The 9,848-nt window shown below is 69.5% G+C and carries 15 protein-coding genes and 1 pseudogene; 14 read left to right on the top strand and 2 right to left on the bottom strand.

The annotated features are described in order from the left end of the window. Positions 1 to 120 precede the first annotated feature (120 nt). Positions 121 to 435 carry a hypothetical protein gene (locus AC2CJA_RS19325; RefSeq protein ID WP_484603962.1) on the bottom strand — a complete coding sequence of 105 codons (315 nt, stop codon included), beginning with the start codon at positions 433 to 435 and terminating at the stop codon, positions 121 to 123. Between the two features lie 634 nt (positions 436 to 1,069). Here AC2CJA_RS19325 and AC2CJA_RS19330 point away from each other — a divergent pair. After that, a complete protein-coding gene (locus tag AC2CJA_RS19330) occupies positions 1,070 to 1,360 on the top strand; it encodes a lactococcin 972 family bacteriocin (RefSeq protein WP_484603963.1) in 291 nt (96 codons plus the stop codon). Positions 1,361 to 1,841: 481 nt separating this feature from the next. Here the strand turns inward: AC2CJA_RS19330 and AC2CJA_RS19335 are convergent. Next, positions 1,842 to 2,000, bottom strand: a pseudogene (locus tag AC2CJA_RS19335) (ATP-binding protein); the annotation flags it as partial. A 277-nt stretch (positions 2,001 to 2,277) separates the two neighbouring features. Between AC2CJA_RS19335 and AC2CJA_RS19340 the strand changes: the two are divergent. The 13 genes from AC2CJA_RS19340 (at position 2,278) to rpsQ (ending at position 9,759) form a co-directional block, all read left to right on the top strand. Next, a complete protein-coding gene (locus AC2CJA_RS19340; protein ID WP_484603964.1) occupies positions 2,278 to 3,222 on the top strand; it encodes a PASTA domain-containing protein in 945 nt (314 codons plus the stop codon). A gap of 296 nt (positions 3,223 to 3,518) precedes the next feature. Further along, positions 3,519 to 3,701 carry a hypothetical protein gene (locus tag AC2CJA_RS19345; protein ID WP_484603965.1) on the top strand — a complete coding sequence of 61 codons (183 nt, stop codon included), beginning with the start codon at positions 3,519 to 3,521 and terminating at the stop codon, positions 3,699 to 3,701. 763 nt (positions 3,702 to 4,464) lie between these two features. Beyond that, positions 4,465 to 4,773, top strand: a complete 309-nt coding sequence (gene rpsJ, locus AC2CJA_RS19350; protein WP_004571821.1) for a 30S ribosomal protein S10 — start codon at positions 4,465 to 4,467, stop codon at positions 4,771 to 4,773. A 14-nt stretch (positions 4,774 to 4,787) separates the two neighbouring features. After that, a complete protein-coding gene (rplC, locus tag AC2CJA_RS19355; RefSeq protein WP_093851460.1) occupies positions 4,788 to 5,435 on the top strand; it encodes a 50S ribosomal protein L3 in 648 nt (215 codons plus the stop codon). A gap of 9 nt (positions 5,436 to 5,444) precedes the next feature. Beyond that, complete coding sequence (rplD, locus tag AC2CJA_RS19360) at positions 5,445 to 6,104, top strand: 50S ribosomal protein L4 (protein WP_484603966.1); 660 nt, start codon at positions 5,445 to 5,447, stop codon at positions 6,102 to 6,104. Next, positions 6,104 to 6,427 carry a 50S ribosomal protein L23 gene (gene rplW, locus AC2CJA_RS19365; protein WP_237876904.1) on the top strand — a complete coding sequence of 108 codons (324 nt, stop codon included), beginning with the start codon at positions 6,104 to 6,106 and terminating at the stop codon, positions 6,425 to 6,427. The genes rplD and rplW overlap by 1 nt, the downstream gene beginning before the upstream one ends. A gap of 39 nt (positions 6,428 to 6,466) precedes the next feature. Beyond that, positions 6,467 to 7,303 (top strand): 50S ribosomal protein L2, encoded by an 837-nt coding sequence (gene rplB, locus AC2CJA_RS19370; protein WP_093851457.1) that lies wholly within the window; start codon positions 6,467 to 6,469, stop codon positions 7,301 to 7,303. Positions 7,304 to 7,317: 14 nt separating this feature from the next. Beyond that, positions 7,318 to 7,599, top strand: coding sequence for a 30S ribosomal protein S19 (gene rpsS / locus AC2CJA_RS19375; RefSeq protein ID WP_101255276.1), 282 nt, complete (start codon positions 7,318 to 7,320; stop codon positions 7,597 to 7,599). Between the two features lie 46 nt (positions 7,600 to 7,645). Beyond that, positions 7,646 to 7,993, top strand: coding sequence for a 50S ribosomal protein L22 (gene rplV, locus AC2CJA_RS19380; RefSeq protein WP_006130776.1), 348 nt, complete (start codon positions 7,646 to 7,648; stop codon positions 7,991 to 7,993). Next, on the top strand, positions 7,993 to 8,823 hold the full coding sequence (gene rpsC, locus AC2CJA_RS19385) for a 30S ribosomal protein S3 (protein WP_206348896.1): 831 nt from the start codon (positions 7,993 to 7,995) through the stop codon (positions 8,821 to 8,823). The genes rplV and rpsC overlap by 1 nt, the downstream gene beginning before the upstream one ends. Before the next feature lie 5 nt (positions 8,824 to 8,828). Beyond that, complete coding sequence (rplP, locus tag AC2CJA_RS19390) at positions 8,829 to 9,248, top strand: 50S ribosomal protein L16 (protein WP_093660605.1); 420 nt, start codon at positions 8,829 to 8,831, stop codon at positions 9,246 to 9,248. Continuing rightward, positions 9,248 to 9,472, top strand: a complete 225-nt coding sequence (gene rpmC, locus AC2CJA_RS19395; RefSeq protein ID WP_155071592.1) for a 50S ribosomal protein L29 — start codon at positions 9,248 to 9,250, stop codon at positions 9,470 to 9,472. The genes rplP and rpmC overlap by 1 nt, the downstream gene beginning before the upstream one ends. Further along, positions 9,472 to 9,759, top strand: a complete 288-nt coding sequence (gene rpsQ, locus AC2CJA_RS19400; RefSeq protein ID WP_093660607.1) for a 30S ribosomal protein S17 — start codon at positions 9,472 to 9,474, stop codon at positions 9,757 to 9,759. The genes rpmC and rpsQ overlap by 1 nt, the downstream gene beginning before the upstream one ends. Positions 9,760 to 9,848 lie beyond the last annotated feature (89 nt).

Genomic DNA, 9,848 nt, shown 5'->3' on the forward strand with positions numbered 1-9,848 from the left:
GTGGTGGAGCCGGCCGGTAGGGCCGACCGCCCGGGACGAGGCGGTGTGGGCGAGTGCGGTCGCCAACAGTGCGGCGCGGCCGTGCCTTCGCGCGGGGGCGGCGCCCCACGGACTTCCCGGTCATGCGGCCAGGGGCGGTGGGGCGGCGGCCCCGGCCTCGCGGCAGTCGCGGCACAGGCCGGGGGCGGGGGAGCGGAAGGCGCGGTCGCAGCCGTCGCAGTTCTGGAGCGGGTCCGGGCGCGGTGGCCGTGGCGCGGCCGGGAGGTGCGGCGGCAGCAGCGCGGTGAGGCGATGGGCGAGCAGCCCGGCCGGGTGACGCAGCGGCTCGGCGGGCAGACCGGCGGTCAGGGTGCGGCGTACGGCGTCGGGTTCCGTCCCGCGTTCCAGCCAGGCCGCCACGGCGGGGGCCAGGCGTGTCACGTCCCGCTCGCGCACCGGGTGGCCGGTGGTGCGCGGCCGCGGCAGCGGCGGTGGCGGCGGTGCTCTGCGGCATCCGGCGGTGCTCCGCGGTGTCCCGCAGGGCTCGCTGGTGCCTGTCGCGGCGAGCCTGTGCCCGGGAATCGGCCGCCACACCGGTCCGGCCCCTCGGCTCACCCGTACGAGTGACGGGGTCCGGTTGGGTCGGGTGGGGTTCTCTCCCCGGTCCTTTGACGCTTCTTACGCCGTGCCCCGCCGGGTCTCCACCCACCGGAGCGTGCTTTCCCGCGAGCCGGTGGACGGGCCCCGCCGGGCACACCCGTGACCGGACCGAGGAGGACGGACTGTGAACCACGCGCGGTGGAGGACCCGCCGGACCAGGAGGCTCCTGGGTGAACTTTCCGGCTCATCGACGCACTCCGGGGAAGGCCGGAGACACGCCTGGCCGGCCTTCGCCGAGTGGTGCGGCCAACGCGTCGCCGAAGAAGACTTCACCTGGCGCCGGGACTCACGCGTCGTGCACTGAATCAAGATCGATTTCCGGCATTCCCTGTCCCGATCTTCGCCTGCCCCCCCTCGCTGTCCGCTGTGATCGTTCTGCGCGTTCGAGACCGTTCGATGTACGTCGCGTACCCCAGTCGAAGGTGAGTTGATGATGAGACTGAAGCGCGCGCTCAAGATCGCGACCGTGTCCGGAGCGCTGGTCGTAGCCGGTGCCGCTCCCGCGATGGCGACCATCTCGTACGTCGGCGGCGGCATCTGGGACTACGGGGCCGGTACCGCCAACGTGTGGTCGGACTACTACCACGAGGACAAGTGCCACGGCTCGACCTCGGTCGGCGAATACATCGACAGTGACGAGGCGGCCGCCGGCGGTTGGTCCGTCACGCAGGCGCCCGCCGCCCTCTGGGGCAACGAGACCTACTACAGAACCACCTGCTGACCAACCGGCAGCACGCGTAACATGCCCCCGAAGAGGCCCGCGCGACGCGGCTCTTCGGGGGCATGCGTACTTTCCTTCGCCCGGCCGGCCGACCCCCACAGTTTCGTAGGACACGCATGCTGCATCGTGGCGTCAAGTTCGCCCACGCCGTCACCCTGGCGTTCTCCGCCCTGTTCTCCTTCCTGTTTCTCAGGAGCTTCGAAGACCAGTGGACTCTGGGCTATGACGCGGTCGTCCAGATCACACAGTCGCGGGACACCAGTACCGGCCGCGCCGTCGGACAAGCGGTCGAAGCGTTCGCCCGCGACCACGGTGTCACCGTGGGCCGCCAGCAACTCGACCTGGAACACCCCGATCGCAGCCGCGATCTCTATCTGACTCCGACCGGTCCCCGCGCCGAGTGGATCGACAGCGGTTACCCCGCCTTCAGCCCCGGCCAGGCCACCACGACCCGGCCGTTCTCCGAGGTCTCCGACCGCGACCCGCGTGGCCGCCTCGGTGGGCAACCCCTGGTCGGCCAGGTGCGCGACGGTCAGGAGCCGCGCCAGTCGGGCTCCCCGGCGGGTGGGGACAGGAGTACGGCGAGCTCCCGGGCAGGGGCGGTGACGGGGCTCCCGGTTCGGGTGGTCTCTGGAGTCACGTCACCCAGCGTGTCCGCCCGCATCCGCCCAGGCCAGGGGCGGCGCCTGCTCAGGGAAACCCTGTTCGGCCCGTGTGCCGCTCTGTGCGGCCGGTGCGTGAGCGGCATTCGACCCAGGCGCCCGTCACGGGCGGAGAACCGGTTTTGCGTACCACCCGCCCCGGCGGCCCCGCGCGGCTAGCATTCGCGGCACGAACGGCACTGCCAGGGGGGCGGGATGACGTTGTCTCACGCTGCGCGGAACATATCGCGCGGACAGCAAGCACTCGGTCGGCGGATGATCCGGAGTCTTCCGGGACGGGAAAAGCGGACGGGGGGCCGTGCCGCGATCCGCGGGAGGTTCATCGCCTTCGGAGTCCTCGGAGCCTTTCTGCTCGGGGCCTGCTCGGACGGCGGTGCAGGGGCGGAGCCGAAGGAGACCGTCACCGTCACGGCGACGGCGATCGCCACCGTGACGGCGGAACCGGAGAGGATCTCCTCCCAGAAGGGCGAGGCCCTCGAAGCGGCCAGGGAGGCCGCCGAGGACGCCGGTTACAAGGTCACCGCCCACAACGCCAACAAGGGCGACGCCGAGCCTTCCGGGAAATGGAAGGTGTGTTTCGAGGAAGTCGGCTACAGCACCGTCGATTACGGAGCCGTCCGAGAGGGCGCCCTCTGTCCGGAGAAGGACGGCGACCCGCTCGCCTGGCCCCGGATCCCCGACGTCACCGGCAAGGTCTACGCCGAGGCCGTCAAGGCGCTGGCCAAGGTGGGTCTGGACGAGGACGACATCGCCGTCGAGTCGGCCTACAAGGACGTGTCCGTCTCCGCCGCCGGTGCGGAGGAGGACACGGAAGGCTACAAGGTCTGCTTCCAGTCGCCCTCGGCGGGCAAGGACGCCAAGCCGGACACCGAGGCGAAGCTGACCCTGGTCGAGGGCGGCTCCTGCCCGTCGGGCAAGGGCACCTACAAGGACCGGAAGAACGACCCCGACTACACCCCGCCGCCGCCTCCGGCCGCCAGTGGCTCCACCGGCGGTTCCGGCTCCTCGGGCGGCTCGGGTGGTTCCGGCGGTGCCGCCCAGTGGAACGGCCAGTGCGAACTGACCTCCCCGGCGGGCAACTGCTACCAGGCAGGCCAGTTCTGCGCCAACAAGCACCTCGGTATGCGGACGCACAACTCCGCCGGCCGGATCATCCACTGCAAGCAGCGCGCCGACGGGCAGCGCTGGAACTACTCGTAAGGACGTGCCCCGGTAGGGGACGGGGACGCCGACCGACGGGGCCCCTGTCCGAAGCACTGGTGGACGCGACCACCGGCGCGACGGGCAGGGGTCTCGTCGAAGCGGATGCGCCGTATCGCCGACCGAGAGCTCGACGTCTCACCGCCTACCGTGCACGAGCCCGTTTGGCGGACAGTGTGCGGTACGGTCACGCGAAGGTCTCCAGCCGGAGGATGTCGAAAGTGGCAGGCGTGGGAGAACGTCGGAACGGCAGGCATGGAAGCCTGCGGAAGGCTTGCGCCGCGATTCTGCTGACGGTGGGCATCGGGGCAGCCGTCGCGGGCGCCGCGACGGCCTGCACCGCGCACCGTGATCCCAGCGACCGCATCGTCGAGCACCGGGTGCCCGAGGGGGAGAGAGAGCGGGCCCGGGAGTACTGGACCGAGGAACGCATCCGGAACGCCGATCCCGCTGGACCACTCGGTATCGAGCCCGACTGACAGGACCGAGCGAAGACGCTTGGCGTACCGGTCCGGATCACCGGGGAGGTCCACCATGAACTCGGAGAGGACGGGGGGAGCCGATTCGGCGGCAGGGCGGCGTCGAAGACGCTCCGCCTCCGCTACCACCGCACCGGGGACCGCGCCCACCTGGTCAACGCCCACCGCGCGGCGGCGGCCGGCCTGGCCGACGGCTTCGGCTGGAGCCACACCCTGTGCCACGGCGACCTGGGGCTCGTCGAGCTGCTCACCCGTCTGCGGGCCCTGCCCGCGCCCGAACGCCGGGACCCGCGTTGGAGGGCGGCGTCCGGGGCGGCCGGACGGGGGGCGGGGACCGGAGGACCCGGCGGCGGTTCCCCGCGGGCGGGTGGGCAGGATTCGGCGGCACTCCGTCGGGGTAACGTGATGGGTCCGATTGGCATCGACGATGCCCCGTGTGGCAGACTGTCCGGGTTGCTCGGTTGAGTGCCGATGCTGCGCGCCTCCCGCCGGGAGGACCGGAAGCGAGTCCCAATGTATTCGTCGCCCCTCGTCAGGGGCGGAAGTACGGGAATCTTCCGGGAAGCGTGGGCGGGGTACCGACCAGGCGCCCGGCGGGTTTCCTCCCCCGGTTCCGCGGTCTCGCGCACCGCGTCCCCAAGCAGGGAAATTCCAAGGATTTCCATGGTGGCGGGGATGCGACACGCCCGACCGCGTGGGTCGGAGGAGAGCGTGGTCCCGCCGGGTCCCGGAGCGTGACGAGAGACAGGACTACGAAGTAGCCATGGCGGGACAGAAGATCCGCATCCGGCTCAAGGCCTACGACCACGAGGTCATCGACACCTCGGCGAAGAAGATCGTCGAGACGGTGACCCGTACTGGTGCGTCGGTCGCGGGCCCGGTGCCGCTGCCCACAGAGAAGAACGTGTACTGCGTCATCAAGTCGCCGCACAAGTACAAGGACTCGCGCGAGCACTTCGAGATGCGCACCCACAAGCGCCTGATCGACATCCTCGACCCGACGCCCAAGACCGTTGACTCGCTGATGCGCCTGGACCTGCCGGCCGGCGTCGACATCGAGATCAAGCTCTGAGAGGCGCGGTAGAGATGACCACCAAGCAGATCAAGGGTGTCCTGGGCGAGAAGCTCGGCATGACCCAGGTCTGGGACGAGAACAACCGTGTCGTCCCGGTCACCGTTGTCAAGGCCGGCCCCTGCATCGTCACCCAGGTGCGCACCGCGGACAAGGACGGCTACGAGGCCGTCCAGATCGCCTTCGGCGAGATCGACCCGCGCAAGGTGAACAAGCCCCTCAAGGGCCACTTCGCCAAGGCTGACGTCACCCCGCGCCGCCACCTCGTGGAGCTGCGTACCGCCGACGCCGGCGAGTACACGCTCGGCCAGGAGGTCACCGCCGAGGTGTTCGAGTCCGGTGTGAAGGTCGACGTCACCGGCAAGAGCAAGGGCAAGGGCACCGCCGGTGTCATGAAGCGCCACGGCTTCGCCGGCCTCGGCGCCGGCCACGGCACGCAGCGCAAGCACCGCTCCCCCGGCTCCATCGGTGGCTGCGCCACCCCGGGCCGCGTGTTCAAGGGCCTGCGCATGGCCGGCCGCATGGGCAACGAGCGGGTCACCACCCAGAACCTGACCGTCCACGCCGTTGACGCGGAGAAGGGCCTGCTGCTCATCAAGGGCGCGGTTCCTGGTCCGAACGGCGGCCTCGTCCTGGTCCGTACCGCGGCCAAGGGGGCCTGAGGTTAAACCATGAGCACTCCCAGTACCGTTGACATCCTTTCGCCGGCGGGCGACAAGGCCGGGACCGTCGAGCTCCCCGCGGAGATCTTCGACGCGCAGGTCAGCGTTCCGCTGATCCACCAGGTCGTCGTCGCACAGCTGGCCGCTGCCCGCCAGGGCACGCACAAGACCAAGACCCGCGGCGAGGTCCGGGGCGGCGGCAAGAAGCCGTACCGCCAGAAGGGCACCGGCCGCGCCCGCCAGGGTTCGACCCGCGCCCCGCAGTTCGCCGGCGGTGGCGTCGTGCACGGCCCCGTGCCGCGCGACTACTCGCAGCGGACCCCGAAGAAGATGAAGGCCGCCGCCCTGCGCGGTGCCCTCTCCGACCGGGCGCGCCACGGCCGCGTCCACGTCGTGAGCGGCGTGGTCGAGGGCGAGATCTCCACCAAGGCCGCCAAGACCCTGTTCGGGAGGATCAGCGAGCGCAAGAACGTGCTCCTGGTCGCCGAGCGGAGCGACGAGGCCGCGTGGCTGTCCGCCCGCAACCTGCCCCAGGTCCACATCCTGGAGCCGGGCCAGCTGAACACCTACGACGTGCTCGTCTCCGACGACGTGGTCTTCACCAAGGCCGCCCTCGACAGCTTCGTGGCCGGCCGCAAGGCCGCCCAGCACGAAGGGAGCGAGGCCTGATGGCCGAGACCACCGTCACCAGCAAGACCTTCTCCGACCCCCGCGACATCCTCGTGAAGCCGGTGGTCTCCGAGAAGAGCTACGCGCTGCTGGACGAGAACAAGTACACGTTCGTCGTCGACCCGCGTGCCAACAAGACCCAGATCAAGCAGGCCGTCGAGGCGGTCTTCTCGGTCAAGGTCACCGGGGTCAACACGATCAACCGCCAGGGCAAGCGCAAGCGCACCCGCACCGGTTACGGCAAGCGCGCCGACACCAAGCGCGCCATCGTGACCCTCGCCGAGGGCGACCGTATCGACATCTTCGGCGGTCCGGTCTCCTAACGGAGGTCGTACCGTCCGATATCGGACGAGGACTGAGAAATGGGTATCCGCAAGTACAAGCCGACGACCCCGGGCCGTCGTGGCTCCAGCGTCGCCGACTTCGTCGAGATCACGCGGTCCACGCCGGAGAAGTCGCTGGTCCGCCCCCTGCACAGCAAGGGCGGCCGTAACAACACCGGTCGTGTGACCGTCCGCCACCAGGGTGGTGGCCACAAGCGCGCCTACCGCGTGATCGACTTCCGTCGTCACGACAAGGACGGCGTGCCGGCCAAGGTCGCGCACATCGAGTACGACCCCAACCGCACCGCGCGCATCGCGCTGCTGCACTACGTCGACGGCGAGAAGCGCTACATCCTCGCGCCGGCCGGCATGAAGCAGGGCGACCGCGTCGAGAACGGCCCCGGCGCCGACATCAAGCCGGGCAACAACCTCGCGCTGCGCAACATCCCGGTCGGTACGACCATCCACGCCATCGAGCTGCGGCCCGGCGGCGGCGCGAAGTTCGCCCGTTCCGCGGGCGCCTCCGTGCAGCTGCTGGCGAAGGAGGGCCGCATGGCCCACCTTCGCATGCCGTCCGGTGAGATCCGTCTGGTCGACGTCCGCTGCCGCGCCACCGTCGGCGAGGTCGGCAACGCCGAGCAGTCGAACATCAACTGGGGCAAGGCCGGCCGTATGCGCTGGAAGGGTGTCCGCCCGACCGTCCGCGGTGTGGTCATGAACCCGGTCGACCACCCGCACGGTGGTGGTGAGGGCAAGACCTCCGGTGGTCGTCACCCGGTCTCCCCGTGGGGCAAGAAGGAAGGACGTACTCGCTCGCCGAAGAAGGCCAGCAACAAGTACATCGTCCGCCGCCGCAAGACGAACAAGAAGCGCTAGGAGGCGGGTTTTCGATGCCGCGCAGTCTCAAGAAGGGGCCTTTCGTCGACGACCACCTGATGAAGAAGGTGGACGTACAGAACGACGCAGGCACCAAGAACGTCATCAAGACCTGGTCCCGCCGCTCGATGATCGTCCCGGCCATGCTGGGCCACACGATCGCGGTGCACGACGGCCGCAAGCACGTCCCGGTGTTCGTCACCGAGTCGATGGTCGGCCACAAGCTCGGCGAGTTCGCGCCGACCCGCACCTTCCGCGGCCACGAGAAGGACGACCGCAAGTCGCGTCGTCGCTGATGTGCGGAAGTAGCGAAGACCTATGACTGACACCGAAGGGACAACCATGGAAGCCAGGGCCCAGGCGCGGTACATCCGCGTCACGCCCATGAAGGCCCGCCGCGTGGTGGACCTCATCCGTGGCATGGACGCCACGGAGGCTCAGGCGGTCCTGCGTTTCGCCCCGCAGGCCGCGAGCGTGCCCGTCGGCAAGGTGCTCGACAGCGCCATCGCCAACGCCGCGCACAACTACGACCACACGGACGTCGACAGCCTCTTCATCTCCGAGGCCTACGTCGACGAGGGCCCGACCCTGAAGCGGTTCCGGCCGCGCGCCCAGGGCCGCGCCTACCGGATCCGTAAGCGGACCAGCCACATCACGGTGGTCGTCAGCAGCAAGGAAGGAACCCGGTAATGGGGCAGAAGGTCAACCCGCACGGGTTCCGGCTCGGCATCACCACGGACTTCAAGTCCCGCTGGTACGCCGACAAGCTGTACAAGGACTACATCAAGGAAGACGTCGAGATCCGCCGCCTGCTCACGCAGGGCATGGAGCGGGCCGGCATCTCCAAGGTGGAGATCGAGCGCACCCGTGACCGTGTCCGCGTCGACGTTCACACCGCCCGTCCGGGCATCGTGATCGGCCGCCGCGGCGCCGAGGCGGAGCGCATCCGCGGCCGGCTGGAGAAGCTGACCGGCAAGCAGATCCAGTTCAACATCCTCGAGGTGAAGAACCCGGAGACGGACGCTCAGCTGGTGGCCCAGGCCGTCGCCGAGCAGCTGTCCTCCCGCGTCTCCTTCCGCCGTGCGATGCGCAAGTCGATGCAGAGCACGATGAAGGCCGGCGCCAAGGGCATCAAGATCCAGTGCGGTGGCCGCCTCGGCGGCGCCGAGATGTCCCGCTCCGAGTTCTACCGCGAGGGCCGGGTCCCCCTGCACACCCTGCGCGCCAACGTCGACTACGGCTTCTTCGAGGCCAAGACGACCTTCGGCCGGATCGGTGTGAAGGTCTGGATCTACAAGGGCGACGTCAAGAACATCGCCGAGGTCCGCGCCGAGAACGCCGCCGCCCGCGCCGGCAACCGTCCGTCGCGTGGTGGCAGCGACCGCCCGCGCCGCGGTGGCGAGCGCGGCGGCCGCGGCCGCAAGCCGCAGCAGGAGCGGACCGAGGCGCCCAAGGCCGCCGAGGGCACCGCTGCCGCTCCGGCCGCCGAGAGCACCGGCTCTGCCGGGAAGGAGGCCTGACCGTCATGCTGATCCCCCGCAGGGTCAAGCACCGCAAGCAGCACCACCCGAAGCGCAAGGGCATGGCCAAGGGCGGCACCGAGGTTGCTTTCGGCGAGTACGGCATCCAGGCCGTGACCGCTGCCTACGTGACGAACCGGCAGATCGAGGCAGCTCGTATCTCCATGACCCGTCACATCAAGCGTGGCGGCAAGGTGTGGATCAACATCTACCCGGACCGTCCGCTGACCAAGAAGCCCGCCGAGACCCGCATGGGTTCCGGTAAGGGTTCGCCGGAGTGGTGGGTCGCGAACGTCAAGCCCGGCCGGGTGATGTTCGAGCTGTCCTACCCGAACGAGAAGATTGCTCGTGAGGCGCTCACCCGCGCTGCTCACAAGCTTCCGATGAAGTGCCGGATCGTGCGGCGCGAGGCAGGTGAGTCGTGATGGCGGCCGGTACCAAGGCGAGCGAGCTGCGCGAGCTCAGCGACGACGAGCTCGTCGTGAAGCTGCGCGAGGCCAAGGAGGAGCTGTTCAAGCTCCGTTTCCAGGCGGCGACCGGACAGCTGGAGAACAACGGCCGGCTGAAGGCCGTCCGCAAGGACATCGCCCGGATCTACACCCTGATGCGTGAGCGCGAGCTCGGCATCGAGACGGTGGAGAGCGCCTGATGAGCGAGACGAATGTGACTGAGACTGCAGAGCAGAACCGCGGCTTCCGCAAGACCCGTGAGGGTCTGGTCGTCAGCGACAAGATGGACAAGACCGTTGTCGTCGCCGTCGAGGACCGCGTCAAGCACGCCCTGTACGGCAAGGTCATCCGCCGTACGAACAAGCTCAAGGCGCACGACGAGCAGAACGCCGCGGGTGTCGGCGACCGCGTCCTCCTGATGGAGACCCGGCCGCTGTCCGCGACGAAGCGCTGGCGCGTCGTCGAGATCCTCGAGAAGGCCAAGTAATTCCCGAGATCCCTTCTCGGGACGAGTTCCGCCAGGCTCGGCGGGTGCGCGGGGTGCGGGGCCCCCCCCGGCACCCCGCGCCCCTCAGG

It is taken from the genome of Streptomyces sp. ATLC9, from assembly GCF_057196705.1.

Bases quoted from the DNA above. Each gene is read 5' to 3' on its own strand.
- AC2CJA_RS19330 (WP_484603963.1), top strand. From the start codon at position 1,070: ATGATGAGACTGAAGCGCGCGCTCAAGATCGCGACCGTGTCCGGAGCG.
- AC2CJA_RS19340 (WP_484603964.1), top strand. From the start codon at position 2,278: ATGATCCGGAGTCTTCCGGGACGGGAAAAGCGGACGGGGGGCCGTGCC.
- rpsJ (WP_004571821.1), top strand. From the start codon at position 4,465: ATGGCGGGACAGAAGATCCGCATCCGGCTCAAGGCCTACGACCACGAG.
- rplC (WP_093851460.1), top strand. From the start codon at position 4,788: ATGACCACCAAGCAGATCAAGGGTGTCCTGGGCGAGAAGCTCGGCATG.
- rplD (WP_484603966.1), top strand. From the start codon at position 5,445: ATGAGCACTCCCAGTACCGTTGACATCCTTTCGCCGGCGGGCGACAAG.
- rplW (WP_237876904.1), top strand. From the start codon at position 6,104: ATGGCCGAGACCACCGTCACCAGCAAGACCTTCTCCGACCCCCGCGAC.
- rplB (WP_093851457.1), top strand. From the start codon at position 6,467: ATGGGTATCCGCAAGTACAAGCCGACGACCCCGGGCCGTCGTGGCTCC.
- rpsS (WP_101255276.1), top strand. From the start codon at position 7,318: ATGCCGCGCAGTCTCAAGAAGGGGCCTTTCGTCGACGACCACCTGATG.
- rplV (WP_006130776.1), top strand. From the start codon at position 7,646: ATGGAAGCCAGGGCCCAGGCGCGGTACATCCGCGTCACGCCCATGAAG.
- rpsC (WP_206348896.1), top strand. From the start codon at position 7,993: ATGGGGCAGAAGGTCAACCCGCACGGGTTCCGGCTCGGCATCACCACG.
- rplP (WP_093660605.1), top strand. From the start codon at position 8,829: ATGCTGATCCCCCGCAGGGTCAAGCACCGCAAGCAGCACCACCCGAAG.
- rpmC (WP_155071592.1), top strand. From the start codon at position 9,248: ATGGCGGCCGGTACCAAGGCGAGCGAGCTGCGCGAGCTCAGCGACGAC.
- rpsQ (WP_093660607.1), top strand. From the start codon at position 9,472: ATGAGCGAGACGAATGTGACTGAGACTGCAGAGCAGAACCGCGGCTTC.